25 protein-coding genes are annotated in these 20,774 nt (G+C 35.2%); 17 read left to right on the top strand and 8 right to left on the bottom strand.

Annotation, left to right across the window (positions count from 1 at the left end):
* Nucleotides 1–161 precede the first annotated feature (161 nt).
* On the bottom strand, nt 162–668 hold the full coding sequence (locus SM124_RS14075; RefSeq protein ID WP_322447160.1) for a MarR family winged helix-turn-helix transcriptional regulator: 507 nt from the start codon (nt 666–668) through the stop codon (nt 162–164).
* Between the two features lie 211 nt (nt 669–879).
* Here SM124_RS14075 and SM124_RS14070 point away from each other — a divergent pair, with 211 nt between their 5' ends.
* From SM124_RS14070 to SM124_RS14055, 4 genes are all read left to right on the top strand, one after another.
* The gene (locus SM124_RS14070) at nt 880–1,698 is read left to right on the top strand and encodes a hypothetical protein (RefSeq protein ID WP_322447159.1); all 819 of its coding nucleotides are present in this window, start codon (nt 880–882) and stop codon (nt 1,696–1,698) included.
* Nucleotides 1,699–2,014: 316 nt separating this feature from the next.
* Nucleotides 2,015–2,227 carry a heavy-metal-associated domain-containing protein gene (locus tag SM124_RS14065; RefSeq protein ID WP_322447158.1) on the top strand — a complete coding sequence of 71 codons (213 nt, stop codon included), beginning with the start codon at nt 2,015–2,017 and terminating at the stop codon, nt 2,225–2,227.
* Between the two features lie 21 nt (nt 2,228–2,248).
* Entirely contained in the window at nt 2,249–2,635 is a 387-nt protein-coding gene (locus tag SM124_RS14060; RefSeq protein WP_322447157.1) for a DoxX family protein, read from the top strand.
* 214 nt (nt 2,636–2,849) lie between these two features.
* A complete protein-coding gene (locus SM124_RS14055) occupies nt 2,850–3,005 on the top strand; it encodes a YpzG family protein (protein ID WP_322447156.1) in 156 nt (51 codons plus the stop codon).
* A 161-nt stretch (nt 3,006–3,166) separates the two neighbouring features.
* On the opposite strand, the gene SM124_RS14050 is transcribed toward SM124_RS14055, so the two are convergent.
* Entirely contained in the window at nt 3,167–3,958 is a 792-nt protein-coding gene (locus tag SM124_RS14050) for a hypothetical protein (RefSeq protein ID WP_322447268.1), read from the bottom strand.
* Between the two features lie 134 nt (nt 3,959–4,092).
* On the opposite strand from SM124_RS14050, the gene pepF reads away from it, so the two are divergent.
* The gene (gene pepF, locus SM124_RS14045; protein WP_322447155.1) at nt 4,093–5,883 is read left to right on the top strand and encodes an oligoendopeptidase F; all 1,791 of its coding nucleotides are present in this window, start codon (nt 4,093–4,095) and stop codon (nt 5,881–5,883) included.
* Between the two features lie 49 nt (nt 5,884–5,932).
* On the opposite strand, the gene SM124_RS14040 is transcribed toward pepF, so the two are convergent.
* Nucleotides 5,933–6,268 (bottom strand): hypothetical protein, encoded by a 336-nt coding sequence (locus tag SM124_RS14040; protein WP_322447154.1) that lies wholly within the window; start codon nt 6,266–6,268, stop codon nt 5,933–5,935.
* Nucleotides 6,269–6,289: 21 nt separating this feature from the next.
* Entirely contained in the window at nt 6,290–7,315 is a 1,026-nt protein-coding gene (locus SM124_RS14035) for a hypothetical protein (RefSeq protein WP_322447153.1), read from the bottom strand.
* A gap of 147 nt (nt 7,316–7,462) precedes the next feature.
* Here SM124_RS14035 and SM124_RS14030 point away from each other — a divergent pair, with 147 nt between their 5' ends.
* Nucleotides 7,463–8,710, top strand: coding sequence for an ATP-binding protein (locus SM124_RS14030; protein ID WP_322447152.1), 1,248 nt, complete (start codon nt 7,463–7,465; stop codon nt 8,708–8,710).
* Nucleotides 8,711–8,749: 39 nt separating this feature from the next.
* Here the strand turns inward: SM124_RS14030 and SM124_RS14025 are convergent, their stop codons facing one another.
* Nucleotides 8,750–9,577 (bottom strand): arylamine N-acetyltransferase, encoded by an 828-nt coding sequence (locus SM124_RS14025; protein WP_407691411.1) that lies wholly within the window; start codon nt 9,575–9,577, stop codon nt 8,750–8,752.
* 190 nt (nt 9,578–9,767) lie between these two features.
* Here SM124_RS14025 and SM124_RS14020 point away from each other — a divergent pair, with 190 nt between their 5' ends.
* From SM124_RS14020 to SM124_RS14010, 3 genes are all read left to right on the top strand, one after another.
* Nucleotides 9,768–9,971 carry a hypothetical protein gene (locus SM124_RS14020; protein WP_322447150.1) on the top strand — a complete coding sequence of 68 codons (204 nt, stop codon included), beginning with the start codon at nt 9,768–9,770 and terminating at the stop codon, nt 9,969–9,971.
* A gap of 201 nt (nt 9,972–10,172) precedes the next feature.
* Nucleotides 10,173–11,000, top strand: coding sequence for a VOC family protein (locus SM124_RS14015; protein WP_322447149.1), 828 nt, complete (start codon nt 10,173–10,175; stop codon nt 10,998–11,000).
* Between the two features lie 18 nt (nt 11,001–11,018).
* On the top strand, nt 11,019–11,780 hold the full coding sequence (locus SM124_RS14010) for a helix-turn-helix domain-containing protein (RefSeq protein WP_322447148.1): 762 nt from the start codon (nt 11,019–11,021) through the stop codon (nt 11,778–11,780).
* 47 nt (nt 11,781–11,827) lie between these two features.
* On the opposite strand, the gene SM124_RS14005 is transcribed toward SM124_RS14010, so the two are convergent.
* A complete protein-coding gene (locus tag SM124_RS14005; RefSeq protein ID WP_322447147.1) occupies nt 11,828–13,120 on the bottom strand; it encodes a DUF2254 domain-containing protein in 1,293 nt (430 codons plus the stop codon).
* Nucleotides 13,121–13,256: 136 nt separating this feature from the next.
* On the opposite strand from SM124_RS14005, the gene SM124_RS14000 reads away from it, so the two are divergent.
* On the top strand, nt 13,257–13,724 hold the full coding sequence (locus SM124_RS14000; RefSeq protein ID WP_322447146.1) for a hypothetical protein: 468 nt from the start codon (nt 13,257–13,259) through the stop codon (nt 13,722–13,724).
* Nucleotides 13,725–13,964: 240 nt separating this feature from the next.
* Nucleotides 13,965–14,336 carry a VOC family protein gene (locus SM124_RS13995; RefSeq protein ID WP_322447145.1) on the top strand — a complete coding sequence of 124 codons (372 nt, stop codon included), beginning with the start codon at nt 13,965–13,967 and terminating at the stop codon, nt 14,334–14,336.
* A 47-nt stretch (nt 14,337–14,383) separates the two neighbouring features.
* On the opposite strand, the gene SM124_RS13990 is transcribed toward SM124_RS13995, so the two are convergent.
* A complete protein-coding gene (locus tag SM124_RS13990) occupies nt 14,384–15,088 on the bottom strand; it encodes a DUF421 domain-containing protein (RefSeq protein WP_322447144.1) in 705 nt (234 codons plus the stop codon).
* A 295-nt stretch (nt 15,089–15,383) separates the two neighbouring features.
* Here SM124_RS13990 and SM124_RS13985 point away from each other — a divergent pair, with 295 nt between their 5' ends.
* A complete protein-coding gene (locus tag SM124_RS13985) occupies nt 15,384–16,688 on the top strand; it encodes a uracil/xanthine transporter (RefSeq protein WP_322447143.1) in 1,305 nt (434 codons plus the stop codon).
* 22 nt (nt 16,689–16,710) lie between these two features.
* A complete protein-coding gene (locus SM124_RS13980) occupies nt 16,711–16,872 on the top strand; it encodes a hypothetical protein (protein ID WP_322447142.1) in 162 nt (53 codons plus the stop codon).
* A 100-nt stretch (nt 16,873–16,972) separates the two neighbouring features.
* Here SM124_RS13980 and SM124_RS13975 read toward each other — a convergent pair whose 3' ends face one another.
* On the bottom strand, nt 16,973–17,413 hold the full coding sequence (locus SM124_RS13975) for a cell wall hydrolase (protein ID WP_322447141.1): 441 nt from the start codon (nt 17,411–17,413) through the stop codon (nt 16,973–16,975).
* 262 nt (nt 17,414–17,675) lie between these two features.
* Between SM124_RS13975 and SM124_RS13970 the strand changes: the two genes are divergently transcribed.
* From SM124_RS13970 to SM124_RS13955, 4 genes are all read left to right on the top strand, one after another.
* Nucleotides 17,676–18,158: a DUF2975 domain-containing protein gene (locus SM124_RS13970; RefSeq protein ID WP_322447140.1), complete on the top strand. Its 483-nt coding sequence runs from the start codon at nt 17,676–17,678 to the stop codon at nt 18,156–18,158.
* 10 nt (nt 18,159–18,168) lie between these two features.
* Nucleotides 18,169–18,378, top strand: coding sequence for a helix-turn-helix domain-containing protein (locus tag SM124_RS13965; RefSeq protein WP_322447139.1), 210 nt, complete (start codon nt 18,169–18,171; stop codon nt 18,376–18,378).
* 50 nt (nt 18,379–18,428) lie between these two features.
* Nucleotides 18,429–19,262, top strand: coding sequence for a DUF817 domain-containing protein (locus SM124_RS13960; protein WP_407691410.1), 834 nt, complete (start codon nt 18,429–18,431; stop codon nt 19,260–19,262).
* 273 nt (nt 19,263–19,535) lie between these two features.
* The gene (locus SM124_RS13955) at nt 19,536–20,534 is read left to right on the top strand and encodes a LysM peptidoglycan-binding domain-containing protein (RefSeq protein WP_322447138.1); all 999 of its coding nucleotides are present in this window, start codon (nt 19,536–19,538) and stop codon (nt 20,532–20,534) included.
* The last annotated feature ends 240 nt before the right edge of the window (nt 20,535–20,774 follow it).

Genomic DNA, 20,774 nt, shown 5'->3' with positions numbered 1-20,774 from the left:
ATAAAAGGAAAAATAAATGTTTATGAAGGCATTAGTAGGAGGAAAGCTCATTTCTAAAGAGCCACTAAACCAAATGATGAATGGAATAAACTAACTGTAGGCCCAGAAAGTTATCTTTCTGGGTTGTTATACTTGGTAAAAATGTATAGGTTTTCTAAGTTTTAAATCTCTTTTAAATAGTCCGAAGTTCTTATGGCCCAATCCGTATATCTTTTACCTAAAAGTTCTTTACTCAAGTATGTTGAAACTTCAATATAGGTTTTTAAATCATTTTCAGGTATTTTTAATAATATGGAAAATAGATGTAAATTTGTACTATGAGAATGTTCATTGAGAATGGTATCGACCAATTCTTTTCCTTTTTCTGTTAGGCTAATCTCTCTAACTCGAGCATCCTCGTGTATTCCGATTGTCACTATGTTTAAGTCGCTTAATTTTAAAAGTTGTCTATATGTGTTAGACAGATTTGTGAGAGTAATCTCCTTAATTTCGGACATCGTCATTTTTTTATCAAAGGAAAGAATCCATAGAATTTTAAAGGTAGGGTAGGTTAATCCGTAAAGATTTTTAAGTCTAATCCTAATGTCCTCTTCAATCACTGTATTAAGACCTCGTAAAAAGGTGAACACTAAATGACCTTTTGAGTATAGCTCTTTCTCTTGTTTCACTAGTACTCCCTCCCGAGTAAATAAAATACATGTACATTATTTCCTTTAAATCCCAAATCATTCTTCTTCTGTCAACTAATTTTAAGATTTGGTTCATATTTAGGATTTTTTTCCTATTTCTATGTATATCCATTTCGGGAAAAGGGGAATATACAAGTACATATTTGCGAGCGCAAACATTCATGTTCCGTGCGGCAGGAAGGGATTCTATATGAAAAATAAAACGATTCCTTTTATGGTTTTGGCGATTCTACATATCATCTTATTTTTCTATACCTTTTATAAAAACAAGCAAAAAACGCTCGCAGTACTGTTCTTCGGTATAGGTCTTAGTTATGTGTTTGAATATTTTGTCCTCAATCTATTTAAGATGTATACCTATTATCCGAAAGTGTCTAAAAATCGCTGGATTGACTCCGTCTTTGGCGCGGTACTATCTCAATCAGTATTTGTTCCTATTGCAGGGACTTTCTTAGTTCTTTTTAACTTAAGTTGGAAATGGAAAATGGGCTTTACATTATTCTACGGAATCGTGGAGCAACTTTTTATTAGATGGAAAGTCTTTAGGAACAATTGGTGGAAGACAGCCTATACCATAACAGCCATGCCCATTTTTTTTTACTTAGTAAAAAAATGGTGGGTTAGTATCCAGAATGGAGGCAAACTTAATAAAAATTTTGCCTTGTTTCTTTTCTATTGGGTCAATTATACAAATATCTTATTTCTCCCTTTAGCCCTATTTAGAAAGTACTTTTTCCACATTGGTTTTCTGAAAGATCGGTACTGGGAGCACTTTGTATTAATACCCATTTATACATTCGTAACATCAGTAGGAGCAACCATTAATACTTTTGTGAGTAATAGAAAAAAACCGATTGTCCTATTGTTATTACATTTATTTGATCAGTTGTTATTTAAATTAAAAATCATTCAACCCAATAACAAAATCTATCTATATATGTTGATGCCTGTGCATTTGCTTGTGTTATATATGGGTGTTCTTTATAGACGTTTAATGGCAAATATCTAATGGTGAACATTGAAATACTCTCAGCCCTTAACATAAAAGCCAACTAGAAACCCTAAGGACATTAACCTTAGGGTATTTTAAATGATGGATTTTTTGTAATGGTAAACAATTACTAAATTTTTCTAAAAAAAGCAGTTGACAATATAGGGTACAGGGGTATAGTATAAAAATGTAAGTTAAAGATAAATTTGGAAGGGGGGGTATTAGTAAAAAATCATAAGTGTAAATTTTATATTTTTTTACCATTTTATATACCCTACGGCGGTATAGTAAGCAAAATGCACATTTCTTAAAATTCCAGAGGAGGAAATAGCAAATGAAACAAATGAAAATAAATATAAACGGTATGTCGTGTGGTAGTTGCGTTAGGAAAATTGAGGGTAGTTTGCAGCAACTGAATGGTGTGGAACATGTTGAGGTTCAGTTACAAGAGAAAAAAGCTGTAATTGAATTTAGTCCAGATTTAGTGGACGAACAGAAAATTATTAATAATATTACAGAACTAGGGTATAAAGTTTTAACTAAATAATGTGTAAAGGGAGAGAGAAACATGAATAACGGTTTGTTTATTGCTGGAAGAATTCTCATGGGAGCCGTTTTTGCCTATATGGGATTTTATAAAATTATAAATTGGGGAGCAACAACAGCTTGGATGGATATGAAAGGATTACCGTTCATTTCTTTCCTATTAGTAATCGCAATTGTGATTGAGCTAGGAGGAGGAATTTTACTCATCTTAGGTTACAAGACAAAAATAATAGCAACCATCATTGCCTTGTTTTTAATTCCAACTACTTTTATTTTCCACAACTTCTGGGCTTTACCACCGGAAATGAAAGCAAGTGAGTTTTTAAGCTTTTTACAAAATATCACGATCATTGGTGGATTACTTGTAGTATCAACAGGATTGGTAAATAAGGAAGTAAGCCGCGGCTAGTTTGTTTTGTTCTTTTACGCCCCCCGGAGTTTAAAGACAATTTCAGGTACTAGTGCGTTCACTTTATATTATCTCTATTGATATGTGAGTATTCGGTCATTAACTTAGGAAATCGTGTATTTTTTACAGCTAAAACTCACATACTTTAAAAGATATTCCCTGTAATATCATGGTTGATGAGAAATAACCTATCCTGACTATGAGGTGATTACGCGTGAGTTATAAAGATCATTTAGATCCACATTCTCAACTGTTTCACCATAATTGGACCAGACGTAAGAGAGCTAGCTCCCAAGTTAACGGACATACGATGCGTTCGCAGTCTGTTATCATTGCTAGAAGTAATGCGAAGGCTCACAGGATGTTCTAAGGTATTTCGAATAGACCGAATCAGGAAGAAGACTCTTTTGGGTCTTCTTTCTGTTTGTAAAATAGAAATCAACTAAGGTCTGTATGGGCACCATCTATAACTGATACTACTGTGCAAACTGAATGATTTACCCAATAACCAATCCTGAAATAACCTTAATTTCAAAATCCCATCTCAACTAATTCATCAAAATATAGTTCCTCAAACTTATGATTCAAAATTCCATAGTAATAGGCAACGGGTTTTCTAACGCTCTCACCAGATTTTATTTTACTAATCAGCTGTTTAAAAGACTTTATTGATACTTCTAGCATTTGACCACTTTCTTTCTCTCGGTTATTGCGATAAGCAGCAATTTTTGTCATATGCCAGTATTCTTCAATAACTCTTGCTTCTGGGTAAAAATACTTCACCAACTCTACAAAAGGCTGTGGCACTTGGTCACTGGTAAATGTGTAATCCAAATTATTCGCTTGCGTCACAATTAACGATGCGTCTTTACGTTTGTTGTTGTTTTCTTTTTTAGTTTTAGAAAGATCAAAAGCTTCTTTAGGGTGGTTCATTTTTTCCTCTTTAGGTGGTTCATTTGTTGGAAAACGGTTAAAAATATAGAGATTGCTGGTTTGGGAACCGTTTTTACGTTCGGTTTCATGTACTGTAATAATCCCTAGTTCCTTTGCTTTTATAATCATTCGTTTAAAAGTAGAGCGGGAGATGCCGTTGCCTTCATATTCCGTATGTATCGCTTTTAAAATGGTACCAATTTTCGCGTTGCAAACTCCAGGAATTTTAGCCGAATAACGAATTAATCTTTTTAAGCCAACGATTTCACTTTTAGAAAATTCATGGCCAAGCTCAAGAAACCACCTCTCCATATGGTGATTAAATTCTTTCAAATCGCAAAAAGAAGAAAACTTTTCAAATTGTTCAATGTTTCCAGATTTCATGTTCATCACATGCACCATCCCTTCATATATGTTATATAGATTTTTGGCAAAATCGGACATGGTGGTGTCAGAACAATTGTGGCAATTATGTGAAAATTAATTCAGACTTTAGTACAATAGAAAAAGGAAGGAGAGATCATATGACAACAACCTATAAAACAAGAATAGAAGTTCCTGAAAATGAAAAGTGGAATTTAGAAGATTTGTACTCTGATTTAAGCAAGTGGGAAGAGGACTTACAGGCGATTGAAAAAATGGCTGAGGAACAAAAGAAGTTCGATGGTGAAATAAAGGACGGTAAAAAATTATACCAATATTTAAAACAAGGAGAGGAGTTATCCTACAAGTTTAACCATGTGTTCGCCTATGCGATGTTAAAAGTGGATGAAGACACTAGAGAAACTTCTTCTCAATCGCTACTGGACCGAGCGAAAAGCTTAAGCGTAAAGGTTAGCTCTGCAACATCCTTTTTTATGCCGTTTTTATTAAGCTTAGATGAAGAGACGTTAAAAGGTTACATAGAGGAAGAAGAGGGCTTGAAATATTTTGAGGAAGATTTGTTTGAATCTTTCCGCTACAAAGCTCACGTACTTAGCAAGGAGCAAGAAGAAATTATCTCTCAACTTGGGGAAGCACTATCATCTCCTAGTAACACATTTGGAATGATAAACAATGCCGACATTAAGTTTGGTGAGGTTACGGATGAAAATGGGGAAAAGGTTGAACTTACAAGAGGAATGTATTCAAAGCTAATTGAGGATGAAGACCGTGAGAAACGGAAAGAAGCCTATAAAGCTTATTACAAGCCATATGTACAATTGAAGAATTCCATTGCATCGACCTTGTCAGCTGCTATTAAAAATAATGTAACGATTTCCAAATTACGAAAGTATCCTTCCGCTTTAGAAAAAGCATTATTCGGAGATAATGTTCCAAAAGAAGTTTATGAGAATCTGATTCAAGCAACGAAGGACAATATTGCATCACTACATCAATATTCAAAAATTCGTAAAGAAAAGCTTCAGCTTGAGGAACTGCGTCAATATGATATGAATGTTCCATTAGTTAGCGGAGTGAAACCAGAGATTTCGTATGAGCAAGCTTATGAAACGATGCTAAAGGCTCTAGCACCACTAGGGGAAGACTACGTAGAAATTTTAAGAGAATTCCGTGACTCCAGGTATATTGATGTACGAGAAACACCAGGAAAGCGTTCCGGTGCATACAACTTAGGCGTGTATGGAGTCCATCCTTATATCCTGCTAAACCATCGTGACAACCTAGACAGCTTATTTACACTTGCTCATGAATGTGGCCATGGGGTACACAGCAAGTTAAGCTCCCAGCATCAACCGCAAATTACGGCTCGCTATAGCATTTTTGTAGCGGAGGTAGCTTCTACCGTAAATGAGGTATTATTAATCAATTATCTGTTAAAAAACGAACAAGATGAAAAAGTTCGTAAGCACCTGTTGAACCATTTTATCGACCAGTTCAGAGGAACGTTCTTTACTCAAGTGATGTTTGCTGAGTTTGAAAAGCTTACACATGAAAAAGCAGAAAACAATCAGCCATTAAATGTGGAAGTATTTAACGAAACATATGAGACGCTATTTAAGGAGTATTACGGGGATGAGCTCGTGTTAGATGAGGAAGTCAAATATGGCTGGTCACGCATTCCGCATTTCTATCGTCCATTCTATGTGTATAAGTACGCAACAGGGTTTGCTTCAGCCATTCACATTGCGACGAACATTCTAGATGGAGATGAAGAAACACTTACTTCCTATTTAGAATTCCTGAAAAGTGGAAGTTCAGATTACCCATTAGAGCTATTAAAGAAAACAGGGGTAGACTTAACCACACCAGAACCGATTGCTAATTCCTTGAAAAAGTTTGCTGAGCTTGTTGAGGAGTTTTCTAAACTATAAAAAGGAATCCACCATCTTTCATTTGATGGTGGATTTTTACGTAATTTAACTAGTTCCCATATTTGTCGTCTCTTACCGGTATTCCATGCTCTTTCGGATGATTAAAGTAATCCTCATAAGGTAAGGAATCCACCACTTCAAACTCTTTCGTATCTGGGTTATATTCAAAAATCACCAATTGTTCCCAGCCGCTGGCAAAACCAGTATCAATCACACCAATTCGATTAGGTGCAATTTGAACCACCTTGCCGCCTTGATTGTTAACATCCACATTAGCAGGAGGTAAAATCTGTGGTTCTTCATTTGAGTTCAAGTTGAAAGCAATGACCATTAAGCATATTAAAATACCACTTAATATGACTTTTAAAAACAAATCATTTTTCATATTTTCTCCCGCCTTTATGTATTAATCTTTAAAAACATCCTTTAAGTACTGAATAAACTCATCTAATTCATAGGTTTGATACGCTACCCCTTTTTGATCAAAAACAAAGTAAACAGGGAATTTTTCTATTGGTAATTCTGGATAATATTCATGAAGCCCATCATTCTCATGAAAAATATGACCTGTACGATACATTGGTGAAGACTTTAAGAAAAAAGGAGAAACTTTTTCATCTATCTTTTGTATCAATTCATAGTCATTCACTATCGATAGAGTAGAAATGGTATTGTCCGTTTTAGGTAATATATTTTCAAATGCGGTTCCTACCTTAGATTCAAAGAAGGAGATAAACTCTTTTTTATTATTTGTGTTCAGCACGATTTTTTCCTGGTCTAAAAGAACAAAGGTCGGTATAGACTCTATATTTAATTCTGGGAAATCTTCTCGTACTTTTTCTATAGATTGGGTGCCCATACTTCCCATCATTAACACCTTCCCGGCAATATGAGGAGGGAGATGGATTGAGTTTGATCCATTTTCAGTATCAATAATTAAAAGACCGTAGCCATCGTCAGAAGGAGAGAGCCATCTTTGATAGGAGGTTTTTTGCTCGATGTCGACCGCTACACGATAAGTAGCTTCTCCTTTGTCCTTCCACTTAGCTTGAATCGACAATTCTAAAGTAGCAGGATAAACAGGCAATTTCATTTGGTTATCCTCAACCTTAGATTCCAAATAAGGTAAATAGTAACTTTTGGCGTTTGTCATCTCAATGACAAGTTCATCTGGTTCATCTTTCTCTGAAAACTGGACGACTAAATCGTTAAAAGGTTCTACTAATGTTTTCACAGGTTTGGTTTTGATTTTCTGTTTATTTCCGTTATGCCAGCTAAAAGACTGATAGACTGCTGGGACATTCTTCTCTCCAACAAAAACGGTTGGTAGAGGGGGCTTTTCTTCATTTTTAACCTTCTGCATGTCTACGATAACCATAGATATTAAGATTACTAACATTCCAACTGCAGATAGGATATATTTTTTCTTCAAGGTGAATCCTCCTAGATATAAATCTAATTGAATTTTACCATGTATTTTGAAAAAAAGGGCTAATATTCCAACATATCATAGCTTGCTAAAATAACCGTTGTCTAATTGTGTCGGAAAATGTAATATTTAATTAGGATGGTGGTATGTTTGGATCTAATCAAACACTTACTTTTTAATTATTCTATTTTATTAGTTTGCTTTTTTATTTTTCATATTTGGGCGGAACGTTTAGGATTTGGAACCTCTAGAATGCTTTGGTTTTATGGACTTTTTGTAGCCTTACTAGCCTGCTTTCTTTTTGCTCTTCCTTATCATCATGATACCTTTCGTTTTGATTTACGAGTGATACCCATATTGATTGCTGGACTTTATCATGGAATGGGTCCCATCTTTGTCGTATTCGCTATTTTTTTTCGGGGACTTCTTGAAATCGGTGACGGGTTTTATGTAACGATTCTTGTATTTGGACCTCTTGGAGTCATACTTTGGTACCTTCATCCGAAATTTAAACGTTTCTCTACCGGAAAGAAATACATTTGGGGGATGGGTCTTGCTTTTAGTACGAATTTGACCGCACTTTTATTAATGGGGTATTTGGGTAATCGTGTGGACAGTGTGACTGTATGGATTGCTTATATCATTATTCCTACATTAGGGATGGGGTTAATCACTTATTTACTTGAATTTATTCTGCAAAATAAAGTGCTAAGAGATATAGCTATCAAGTCAAAAAAGCTAGAAGCGGTTGAACATATGGGGGCCGCCATTTCTCATGAGGTTCGAAACCCATTGACATCAGCAAAAGGTTTTTTTCAGCTTATTCAGGAGCAAGAGAATCTATCGGATAAAACAAGAGAGTACGCGTTTATTGGAATTAGCGAACTCAATCAAGCGGAAAGAGTGATAAAAGACTACCTGACTTTTTCAAAGCCCACATTAAATAAGATGGAACAAATAGAGGTTTCAAAGGAATTAGATCTTATTTTATCGATCCTCCAGCCTTTAGCCAATCAATCTTCCGTTGAAATAGTTACCTATTATGAAGACAAGGGGATGTTACTGGGAGATCGAACGAAATTCCATCAATGTTTCATTAATGTCATTAAAAATGCGATTGAATCGATGCCGAACGGTGGTATAGTTACCATCCGCACTAACACATTTGAGAAAAATGTCTCCATTATGATTGAAGATGAAGGAATAGGCATGACAAAAGAGCAGCTTGAAAGGCTTGGGGAGCCTTATTACTCAACGAAGGATTACAAAGGAACAGGACTTGGAATGATGGTCGTGTACAGTATTGTTAAAGCGATGAAAGGCCAGATTAAGGTTCATAGTGAACTTGGAATGGGTACAACCTGTGAGTTTCATTTTCCAACCGAGAATAAAAATTAGTAAAAGGAGCTTTGTAGACAAAAACAAGCTCCTTTTATTTTATTCTTTTTCAAATAGATTGATTTGTAGTTCTTCTAGAATATCAATTGCATCCTTTGTTGGGAGTTTAGGAAGTTTAAATTCATACTCGATCACTTCTTTTATTTCTTGATACGATTTTAATATCGTTACATCGGACTCCCCGTTATCATGACGGATAGTAAGTGTATTATTGGTTAAAGAGACACTTCTATTTTTATTCGTCTGATAAAGTTGGCATCTTAGAAGAGTCATAAATGGTGCTTTTTCTTGATTTGATTTTAAAATAATATCTGAAAAATCCTCTATTATGTATTCTTCTTTAGGGGTGAATTCCCATGTTTCTCCACTTTGTACACCATTCATGAAACGTTTGTATTGGTATACACCAGCTTTGATGCTAGGTGAAATTCTTATGACATCTTTTCCAAACACGGTTTCATGTGTAGGGTTGAACTCAAAATCAACTGGTTTGAAAAACGGAGCAGCTGCACCGCAGTCCACGTAATATTTAACCCCATCTATTAATACGACAATGGCCATATGCTGTTCACTGAGCATGACTAGATAACAATCAAATCCTACTTGTTTCAATAAGAGCAGTAGATTGGAATTCAACGTGAAACATGTTCCCCCAAACTGAAATTCACGATAGTTATGTACGAACATAGAAGGATTAACATGATTAATTTTACTTTTGTAATAGATAAGTTTACTAATATTTTCAAAAGGAAAAGTATTTAAGTGAGCGGAACAGATTTTTTCTAAATATTCGTAGGTAGGTAATTCAACGTCTAAATGTAATAGGTCTACATATTGCTTAAAGGGTTCAAGAAGTTTCAAGTTCATTCCTCCGGATACTGTTATTGCATAAATTTTACCAGAAATTAAGGGGAATTCCTTTCATATAATAGTCTAAGATTTTCTCAGACTTTTAGTGTAGTTTTTCCACACATGTTGAAAAGAACTTGTAACACTTATTAGTGAATGTTTTTGAATATAGATTCATATTCTTTAGTAAAAGGAAGGAGGCATGTGAATGAAAGAAAAACATTATGGTTATTCCTTCCCTCTACAGGAAAAAAGAACATGGAGAGCCTTTTTAGAAGAGGAGGAAGTCATTAAGTCGTGTGAGAGGTGTGGATGCATCTTACCAAAAGACTTAACAAAAGCGACCGAATACTCCATTTATGAACAAAGATTATTGTGTGCAATGTGTTCTATGCATGAGAGTTATTTATAAGTTAGTTAGAAATGCCAATGGTTCAAGGTGCCATTGGCATTTTTTTATTTTGGAAAATTAGCATCAGATTGTGCAGATTATTTTCTAGTGAATCAAAGGGCTTAACTCTTTTTTTGGTTATTACAGGAAAAAAACGATTGACATTAAACCAGGTTCAACCTTTATCCTTAAGATATAGGAAAAAATAAAGGAGTGGTTCAGATGTATCGATGGGATGGAGGCTTTATTATGGTGGATCCTGACAAGTTTGATGAAGGGGTTCAGTGGTATGAAGAAGTGTTTGGTTGGAAGTGTGTAGATAAAATCACTACATGGATGGGTAGAAAAGGTTTTATGAAGCTTCCAAGGACAGGAATGGTCACCATTAAGTCATTTGAAGGGGAATATGAACACTTCCTTTCACCTGAAACGGAGGGGAACGTTAAGCTAGTATTTGTCACCTATGACCTTAACGAGACACTTAGCTATTTAGCGAACAGAAAAATAAGCTCTACAGAAGTGCATGTGTTGCCAAATGGTCAAAGGTATTGTGATATTTTAGCATTTGACAATATGAAGTTAACCGTTGTTGAAGAACAAAGGCAGAATGATGAAAATGAGTATCCCCCTTCTGGTATCATAGGCTTTGGGAGTGTGAACACGATTATACCCGTCATGGATCCAAAGGTTTCTGCAGAGTGGTATGAAAAGCACCTTGGATTTGAATTAGTAGAGTTAGATGAAGAAAAAGGATTTGCCCATATGCGAACGGAGGATGCCTACGATAGAAATGTTTTAGGTGAACAGTTCTGGGATTACATATGGTTAATCAAGAGTACGGACAAATCGGTAGAAAAACCAAATGACAACAAGGCAAGAACCTATTATGATATCCGCCCGGAAGTATTCTTTGATGAATACAATCTATTAATTCAAAATGGAATCAAGCCTTCTGAAGTTGCAGGTGATCCTTTAAAGGGTTGGGGAGGGTTCCATTTCTATGATCCTGATCATAACCGTATAGACGTTTGGTCTTACCAAGCAAATTAAATTCGGATTGGTGGTATCATGCATCTTACTATACAGGAGTTTTCAAAAAGAACGGGGCTGCCTCCTAGCAAGCTGAGATTTTATGATAAAAAGAAACTTCTGCAGCCCTCCACTCGATTGGATAATGGCTACAGAGCTTATACTTATGACCAAATTCATCAAGCAAAGATGATTGATTCTTTAAGACAAGCTGATATTTCTATTGAGGATATTAAACAATACAATGAAGCTGATGAACATAAAAAGGAAAAAATGCTACACAGCTGGAAGAAAGATTTGGATAAAAGAGTGGAAGTGCTTGTAGCGGCTAGAAACTATGTAGGGGGAATCAAGGTCAATAACCCTCAGACCCTCTTACTTTCAAGGTGGGAGAAAGAAAAGCATTTCGTTTGGCAAAAGTTAGAAGTAGAAAGAAGTCCCCACCCTTTTCGAAACCATTTTATGTCGGCTAAGAATTTGTTAGAAAAACTAGGAGCAATCTGTTCAGAAGAGGTATATGTAATAAACGAGAGAATTACGAAGGATAATATTATAGGAGAGATAGGGTTTGAGGTAAACGGAAGCTTCCAGATGGAGGAAAAAGAAGGCTTTCGATACGAACGAGTTCCACCCATTTTGTTTGCCGTCGTAGAGAACTGTCAAGGAGACGATCCCTTTCATTGTTTTTCCTACATTCAATTGGTCAACCGCTACGGTTTTCAGCCCGCAGAAAACAAATTAGAGAGATATTCTGAAATGAGTTCAGAAACGTTTGATTTTTTAATACCTTTGGTTATGTGAAGTCCCTTTCAGAAAGGGACTTTTGTCTATCATAAATGCGATTAAGCTTATTTCTCTAATAAATCTTTCAATCTTTCCTTCTTCTTATTTAGTCTTTTTTCATCCAGTCGGTGTAAGTTAGAATGATTGATTTTGTTGTAAACATATTCTCCGAATTGAAAGACTGCTTCTTTTATATGAGTAGTACCATCTATTGCGATTTCAATGAGAGCGTCATATACAGCAAACATAACGGAAATATCGTCTTTTCCGTAATGGCAAATTTGATAAAACGAATGGTATAAAATATCCTCAAATGAGATCTTCGGAATGGTCAGTCTTACTTTGTCTTCATGATCATAATAGACGATATATGTTCCGTGAAGCTTTGCAGACTCAGAAATACTGACTCCAATGTGACGTATACAATCTATTGCTGTATTCGGATCATTATATCCAGGTGAGATCGCTCGGAGTGCAACCTCAACAATTTTTTGAATACTAAATACAATATCCTGCTCCATTGACTTTTCTGTCCCAAGCATGACTGTCTCGAGTACAGAAAGATTGGGTTCTTTTTCCTTATAGTTAATGGTGAAAACAACATTTTTTGCCGATACGAATTGACCAATTGGATATTTCACTTCAATAACAACATCTTCTGTTTGAGCAAGATGATAAAGATGATCCATATCAAATGTTTGTATATATCCATAATTATCCGCCGATATATGCGTTTGCTTATCATATCCTGAAGGTATCACCGGCTTTACAGTGATAACGGAGATATTCTTATTGTCGGTAATTTTCTTATGCTTTTTATGTGTTGTTTCAATGACCCCATCTGTTAATGCTTGGATGAGCTCGCTTACTTGAATCGATGTGGCTACATGATGGATGAAATAAGCAAAGAAAGCAATGCAAATAAAGGCAATCAAGACACCAGCTAGGGTAGAGATGATTGGGTCAGCGATGGCTTTTTCACTCATGAAAAAGAGTGAGAATATAGAGTACACAAAGCCTCCCAAGAAAATCCCCAGTACACGCATAGATACTCGGTCACGAATAAAGTTTTGGAGAGTTCTAGGTGAAAATTGAGATGAATAAGTAGTTAGAACAACCATAACAGTAGAGAACGTAATCGTTGTCATTGTCAATAACGAACCGGCAATCGTTGATAGTAACGTTTTTGCTAAATCATGACTTGGAAAAATAAATTCAGGAAATAATAATTTTATTTTTTCAGCTAAAAAGATATCCATATACAGTACGATTATTGAAATGATAAAGGCAATAACACTATAAAAACTAGGTACCAGCCAAATACTTTTCCTTAGTTGCAAAAATATTGTCTTAAACAATGTAACCTCCAGAATTTTATTTATCTTCTATCTTTTCCTCATTTTAAATAATCGTAAACACCTTCTTTTATATTCATCGCTTTTGGACATCTTAAACAAGAGATCTTAAATAAAGTTGGTTGAGGTGAAATGGTTAATGGTATCAAAGAGACATTCCATGTTTAATCTGATCATTATTTTGATTCCATGGTTATCATTGTTGTTTATAGGAAAGCAAAATTTTAAAAGGTACTCCCTATCTGGCATATTTATTATTCTTTTCGAGATTGTTAATCACTTGTATGGTCACAGAAAAAAGTGGTGGAAGTTTTATGATAAGCCTAAATCCTTCATAAAGGATGAATTACCTTTTAGTGTGGGTCCGTATATGCCTCTTTCCATGTGGCTCCTTAAATTTTCATACGGAAACTTTAAAAAATTCGTTGCGCTAAACGCTATAGCGGATGGAGTTTTTGCATTCTTCGTTATGGATGTATTAAAAAAATTTAAAATCATTCGTTTAAACAAATTAAATCGTGTTCAATTCTTCTTTTATATAAATTATAAAGCGTATTTATTATATGGAGTTCAGTACTTGGTAGAGAAGTATAGAAGAGTTATCTGAATTGGAAAATGAAGCTCACTAAGGCCCCAATATAATATAAGTTGGGGGCTTTTTGTCATGAGAGAATTTACTTCAGGTATTTTAAAACATTCAGATTATTTGACTTTTCTTGAGAAGGTAAAAGAAAATTTAAGTAGAATATAATAGTACGGATCATTCTTGGAGCTAATTGAAAAGAAGGTAGGGAAAGAATTCAATTAGCAGAGTGGCCAAATTTTTTATTTGAATGGAGCGATTTACTTGATTAACAGATTAGGTCAAGTTATGTTGTATGTTAATGATCAAGACAAGGCAGTCCAATTCTGGACCGAAACAATAGGTTTTTGTGTAAAAGCTGAGGAAAACAATGGTATGAGATGGATCGAAATCGCTCCAACGATGGAATCTGAAACAAGTATCATCCTTCATGATAAGGAATTTATCGCAAAAATGGAACCTGATTTAAACCTTGGTACTCCTTCATTAATGTTTTTCTCTGAAAATCTCGATGAATTACATACCAAATTATCCAATAGCAATGTAACGGTAGGAGAGATTGTCAATATACCGACTGGCAGAGTATTTAACTTTGCAGATTACGAAGAAAATTACTTTGCGGTGATGGGGAAATAAGGGGTCAAAATGAATCAAGGACTGTGCTCATGTTGAACACAGTCCTTTTATTCACCGCTAATATAGATAACTCCACTTCGCTCATCTACCGTTAATAAAAAAATGTCCTTTATATTTTTATACCCATGTTTGGATATCTGTTCTTCCAACCATTTCACGTTGTGGCCAATCTTATTAAGGTTCGATCGATTGATTGCTCCCTGAAGAATTAAGACAGAAGGATATCCCTTTTCTGTAACGTCCAAATTCAAATCATCTGGAGTCAAGGAATCATGTTTACTCTTTTTAATGACACTAATCTCTCCATTAGGTTCTAGAATGGCATAATCAATTTCTGTTAAATCACTAACTTGGTTCAGTCTTAAATCCATTAATAAGGCTTCAATAGTCAATTTAGCTTTGCGCATTTGTTTGGCCATAATTTTACCCTTATTAACCACGACAATGGGTTCTGCTTCGACAAATCTTCTGATTTTTGCACTATACAAAGCAAGGTTGGTTAATAACAAATGGAGTCCTGCGATTAATGTTGCTGCTGCAAGAGGCCCACCAAGAGGGATATCTCCAGAAGATAAAGGTGCTCCCACAATATCTCCGATAATAATAGCGAAAATAAAATCAATAGGATGAAAAGATACCATAGAACGTTGCCCTAAAACTTTAACGACGATAAATATGTATAGGTAGACAATGACCCCACGAATTAAGTAGCTGTAAATAGGTAAATCCTCTGCCCCACTCCAAAAACTCAAGACGAACTCTCCTTTGCAACTCCATGATAAACGAACTAAAGTATTGACATATACCTAAAAAAAGCATAATTACTGTTAGTTTGGATCATTCCTGAAAAATTATCCAGAAATAATAATGGTGGATTTATTAGAATAAAAAATATGCTAATATAACAATGGGGATAAACCGATTCTAACTTGATTGTAAACTGTGTATATACATAGTATAGAAATTTTAGGATTCAATTTTAGACGACAGTCGGTTTCTGGAACATGTAATTACCCATGCAAATTTTTTAGAAGATAGGTGATAGGTGTGAATAAGATTACTTCTTGGACAGCAATCTTTGCTTCAGTGCAATGGCTGTTTTTTATTTTTGCAAACACAGTGGTTGTGCCAATCTCTATTGGTGCGGCTTTTGACTTATCTCCAGCTGAAACAGGGGCTATTTTACGAAGCTCCTTAATTGTCACGGGGATTGCCTGTATGCTTCAAGGTTTCGTAGGACATCGTTATCCTCTAATGGAGGGACATTCTGGGGTGATGTGGGGGCTCGTACTAAACTTAAGTGTGGCTTCATCGTCTATGGGAATGAGTCTTTCATCCATTGGTGGAGGAATAGCGACCGGAATGATTTTAGCAGGAGTGTTTATCGTTATTTTAGGAGTTTTTAAGTTAGTCTCTTATATTCAAAAAATCTTTACACCCATGGTGATGAGTGTTTATTTATTTCTATTAACATTTCAATTAATGATTATTTTTTTCACGGGTATGTTAAAGGTAACTCCAGATGGAAAGCTTGACATTCCTATCAGTTTATTTTCTATTGGAATTGTGATTTTAGTAAGTGCTCTTAAGATTAAAGGGAAAACGATGATTGGTAATTTTTCTATATTAATAGGGATGGTGGTTGGTTGGATTTTTTATTCTATATTATTCCAAACGGAGACACCATTAAGTAGCCAGAATGCAGCAACTTTTGTGTTATTTCCTTTAGGTACCCCTAATTTAAATATAGGAATTATTGCTATTACTTTTCTAGCAAGTATGATTAACTTGAGCAATACGATTGCATCTGTTCAAGCGGCTTCCAATCTATACAATGAACCACTTTCTCAAAAGAGATTAAATCGTTCATACCTTTTAACAGGTGCATACTCCATCGTGGGGGCGCCTTTAGGACTCGTATCTTATGCTCCTTATGCTTCATCTATAGGATTTTTAGAGAGTACACGGATTTTTAACCGTAACCCCTTTCTCTATGGAGGAGGGTTAATGACGATTCTTGGAATTATTCCGTTTATGGGTGCATTACTTGCCACCTTGCCAATAACAGTAGGTAACGCTGTATTATTCGTTGCTTATTTACAACTATTTGGTACTTCCCTTAAGAGTTTAAATGGGTATCAGTTCAATTCAATCACCATTCATCGTTTAGCCGGACCGATACTAGTAGGTTTATGCATTATGACTTTAGATCTTAGTCTATTTACGATATTCCCGGTTTTTCTACAACCTATAATTTCTAACGGTTTTATTATGGGAGTGTTAATTTCGATAATTTTAGAGGCTATTGTAAAATGGGATCAGTATTCTGTCACAGAGAAGGCAGATTCATAAATTTTTAAACGGTGGAGGAAACATGTTGAAATGGATTAACAACAAAAATAGAAAAATGATCATGGTAGGAATGATCATTATAATTTTTATCGCTGGGTTCCTTGATATAAAATACGAAGGACTGTTTTATCAACTCTTACCAGTATCTTTGCAGACATTTTTAACGGATGTTTTATATTTTTAAACCAACCTAAGAAGGGCGATTCTTCAGATAAAGAAGGATCGCCTTTTGATTATATATTTTTTTTTTTTTTTAATAGCAACATCGTTTTGCTTGTTGTTTTTTACCACCTATATGCACCTTCGCATGTATTCGCTATTGGTTCGTAATAGCAATGTTGTTTGTAATTTCCTGTAAACGGTTGATTGTACCATGTAGGAGGGCATGGACCATACGGATTAAAGTACCATAAAGAATATTTGGAAGGATGTTCTCTCCAAAAGTCTAAGTTTTGTTTAGCTAATTTTTTTTCTACATTTCTGGCTTTGTTATAAAAAACGTTCCCTTTTTGTACGGCTTCAAAAGAGTAATTACCACCTTGCACTTGAAAAATAACATCTCTTATGGATCTTAAATCTTTAAAATCTAAACAATTAGATTTTAATCGATTGACAATGACATTACCAACCATAAGCATCCCTAGTCGTCCTTCGCCTTCAGCTTCTGCCCTCATCATTCTTGCCATTAAATCAATGTCGCTGTTCGTATATTTTACTCTTGCCACTTTTTTATCACCTCTAAAAGAATTGTATTAAAAAAGGCTTGTAAAGATGTAGGCTTCCTGTATATTTCATCTGATTTGGTTAGTGATTGCCTTTTATAAAATTAATAATATAGAATCATTTTAAAAATTTTAAAGAGCATTCCTTTGATAGGGGTGCTTTTTGTCTTAAACAATAAAGAAATAAGCAAAAAGAATAAAAATTTATTGAAAAACGATAAAAAATGTATTAAATTAAAATAAAATAATAAGCGAGGTGCTTTAAATGAAACGAGGATCAACACTCTTTCTAAAATTAGCTCTGTTTTTCATCGGAGCTCCGATTCTTGCTCTATGTATATTCTTAGTCCCTCAAATTGGTAACTTTGCGGCTGAATTATACCCAGAATTACCTTATTTGAAATATCTCATTTGGATTGATATGTATGCATCGGCTATTCCTTTTTACTTTGCTTTATATCAAGCTTTTAAGCTTTTAAGCTATATTGACAGTAATCAAGCATTTTCAGAGTTATCCGTTAAAGCCTTAAAGAAAATCAAATACTGTGCCATTACCATCAGTTCTTTATATGTTTTTGGTCTGCCACTGTTATACCTTATAGCGGAGAAGGACGACGCCCCAGGTATTATTTTAATTGGTATGGTTATTGTTTTTGCTTCCATGGTGATTGCTGTATTTGCTGCTGTTCTCCAAAGACTTTTACAAGAAGCGATCAATATAAAATCAGAAAATGATTTAACGGTCTGAGGTGAATACAATGGCGATTATAATCAATATTGATGTGATGTTAGCTAAGAGGAAAATGAGTGTAACGGAACTTTCGGAGAGGGTCGGGATTACGATGGCGAACCTATCTATTTTAAAAAATGGAAAGGCCAAAGCGATTCGTTTTTCCACTCTAGAAGCGATCTGTAAGGCATTGGATTGTCAGCCTGGAGATATTTTAGAATACCGAAGCGAAGATTGAACATTTATATCGAATTTTTTAAAAGAATCTTTATAAAAGGGGAGCTACTCATGAATACATCCGTTGCAAAAATGGAGGCACAAATAGGTAGACCGATCATACAACTCGTTCGATTTGGATGGGAGCAATCTCTATCTTGTTTATTTCCAGTCGTTATTTTTGCCTCACTAGCTATTACACAGATCGTTCCACTTCCCTTTTTGCCGCGATACGATTGGCTGCTCATCATCTGCCTATTGATGCAGTGGGGTATGGTGAAATCGGGACTTGAAACACGTGATGAACTAAAGGTCATCACCTTGTTTCACTTGATTGGACTCGCGCTTGAAATTTTCAAGGTACATATGGGTTCTTGGTCTTATCCAGAGGAAGGGTATTTCAAAATCCTCGGTGTCCCACTGTATAGCGGATTCATGTATGCAAGTGTCGCAAGCTATCTTTGTCAGGCGTGGAGAAGGTTAAAAGTAGAATTGATTCAATGGCCACCGCTTTGGGCAGTTGTTCCTTTAGCAGCTGCCATTTATTTGAACTTCTTCACCCATCATTTTTGGATTGATATTCGTTGGTGGTTATCTGGACTTGTTATTGTAGTCTTTTGGAAATCTTGGGTTAAGTATGAGGTAGGCGGGACTTATTATCGTATGCCCATCGCTCTTTCTTTTGTACTCATCGGATTTTTTATATGGGTAGCTGAGAATATCGCAACGTTTTTTGGAGCTTGGAAATATCCTAACCAAACCGATGCGTGGAGTCTCGTCCATCTTGGAAAAGTGAGTTCTTGGCTCTTATTAGTAATTGTTAGCTTTCTGATCGTTGCCACGTTAAAGCGGGTGAAAGGGGAAAGTAAGGGTAAGTACGAGGATAGTCATACCTATAATGGTTAGTAAACTTTCAAGAATGTAAGTTTAAACATATGTAATACCAATATTGCTAGTAGAACTGGGAAGAGCTGTCCTCGAGGGCGGCTTTTTTTCATGGCAAAACAGCATTTTTATAAACTAGAGTCTTGTAACCTTTATTTTCCAGTATTATCATGTGCCTCCCTATGATAATTTGGAAATAGGCTACTTTAAATACATAAGATACCATTTTAAATTACGGAAAAATGCCTAGTAACCTTTTTAAAATCTCAGACGTCTAATTTTTTGGAGGCGATAATGATGAAAAAAAACAACATGAAAAAAATGATAGTAAGTGTGGGCCTTGCGACGATGCTTGCATTCAGTGCTGGGGCAGGAACTCATACGGTAGATGCAGCGTCTAACTATAAGACTATTACGATTAAAAAGGGAGATACACTATACGCACTGGCGAAAAAATACAATACTACCGTATCTAAATTGAAAAGTATAAACAAATTGAAATCAGATCGTATATATGCTGGGAAGAGTCTAAAGGTGCCGGCGGTTTCCACTTACAAAACAGCCAAGCAATATTATGCGGAGCTAGAAAAAAATAAAGATTATACCAAAAAACAAAAAGCTGCCATCAAGAAATCTAAGCTGATTGATTATGTCGTATCGACATATAAAGGAAGAATGGATATCACTTTGTATGTAACGGAAAATTTAGACCAAGAAGGGGATAATCCACCTTTTGTATCTCTAGAGCTAAAGGAGAAAAGTACAAAGTCTACTTATTATGTCTTTAAGGAGCTTGACGGAGATGATAGCGAATTTGTACATGACAATTACATGTTAGATGTAATCAGTTATGAAGCTAGAAAACTCGTAGATCCAAGCATCCAATCCACATTTAAGAAAAAGAATGTGAAATACCTAACGAAAGTGAATATAAAGCCGGAGATTCATAAGAAATTGACGGAGAAGGATTTGAAATGGGAATACAAGAGTGTGAAAAACAACAGCAGCAGTCAAGTGTTTTTGATGATACCTGACACGAAAGAATACCATGAGCTCGCCCTTAAGTATATGCAAGCACAAAACAAGAACAGTAAAATTAAAGTATTTGACTACGACCTATATTTCTACTCGGGGCCAACGAATGAAAAGTTAAGATATGTTCGTGTTAACAAATCACAATTGGGGGAAATCGATACGGTTAATAAACTAGTTTCGCAACTTGAAGAAGCGTCCCCCATTCAATACAAGAATGACACTAGAAGTCTAGTGAAACAGAATAAACTTTATAAATAAGCTTATTTAGAGCTAGTAAAAAGTGCGTAATCCAACTCGGAATACGCACTTTTTTTATCTATTGAACTAAAAAACTTTTTAAGCTAAATTATCAGTTATGAAAATAAGCCCACAAATCAAGATTCGCAAAAAAAATTGGCTTTTCGCAAGATTATGATGATTTTCGCAAAATTAAGTAGATATTCGCAAAATTAATCGGATTTTCGCAAAAAAAATACAATTGCCGCAAAATTATCTAAT

This window comes from Robertmurraya mangrovi (assembly GCF_034427655.1).
Classification (GTDB): Bacteria; Bacillota; Bacilli; order Bacillales; family Cytobacillaceae; genus Robertmurraya_A; species Robertmurraya_A mangrovi.
This window is presented reverse-complemented; position numbering and strand designations above follow the sequence as displayed.

Bases quoted from the DNA above. Each gene is read 5' to 3' on its own strand.
- SM124_RS14070 (WP_322447159.1), top strand. From the start codon at position 880: ATGAAAAATAAAACGATTCCTTTTATGGTTTTGGCGATTCTACATATC.
- SM124_RS14065 (WP_322447158.1), top strand. From the start codon at position 2,015: ATGAAACAAATGAAAATAAATATAAACGGTATGTCGTGTGGTAGTTGC.
- SM124_RS14060 (WP_322447157.1), top strand. From the start codon at position 2,249: ATGAATAACGGTTTGTTTATTGCTGGAAGAATTCTCATGGGAGCCGTT.
- SM124_RS14050 (WP_322447268.1), bottom strand. From the start codon at position 3,958: ATGAACATGAAATCTGGAAACATTGAACAATTTGAAAAGTTTTCTTCT.
- pepF (WP_322447155.1), top strand. From the start codon at position 4,093: ATGACAACAACCTATAAAACAAGAATAGAAGTTCCTGAAAATGAAAAG.
- SM124_RS14040 (WP_322447154.1), bottom strand. From the start codon at position 6,268: ATGAAAAATGATTTGTTTTTAAAAGTCATATTAAGTGGTATTTTAATA.
- SM124_RS14025 (WP_407691411.1), bottom strand. From the start codon at position 9,577: ATGAACTTGAAACTTCTTGAACCCTTTAAGCAATATGTAGACCTATTA.
- SM124_RS14020 (WP_322447150.1), top strand. From the start codon at position 9,768: ATGAAAGAAAAACATTATGGTTATTCCTTCCCTCTACAGGAAAAAAGA.
- SM124_RS14015 (WP_322447149.1), top strand. From the start codon at position 10,173: ATGTATCGATGGGATGGAGGCTTTATTATGGTGGATCCTGACAAGTTT.
- SM124_RS14010 (WP_322447148.1), top strand. From the start codon at position 11,019: ATGCATCTTACTATACAGGAGTTTTCAAAAAGAACGGGGCTGCCTCCT.
- SM124_RS14000 (WP_322447146.1), top strand. From the start codon at position 13,257: ATGGTATCAAAGAGACATTCCATGTTTAATCTGATCATTATTTTGATT.
- SM124_RS13980 (WP_322447142.1), top strand. From the start codon at position 16,711: ATGTTGAAATGGATTAACAACAAAAATAGAAAAATGATCATGGTAGGA.
- SM124_RS13970 (WP_322447140.1), top strand. From the start codon at position 17,676: ATGAAACGAGGATCAACACTCTTTCTAAAATTAGCTCTGTTTTTCATC.
- SM124_RS13965 (WP_322447139.1), top strand. From the start codon at position 18,169: ATGGCGATTATAATCAATATTGATGTGATGTTAGCTAAGAGGAAAATG.
- SM124_RS13960 (WP_407691410.1), top strand. From the start codon at position 18,429: ATGAATACATCCGTTGCAAAAATGGAGGCACAAATAGGTAGACCGATC.
- SM124_RS13955 (WP_322447138.1), top strand. From the start codon at position 19,536: ATGATGAAAAAAAACAACATGAAAAAAATGATAGTAAGTGTGGGCCTT.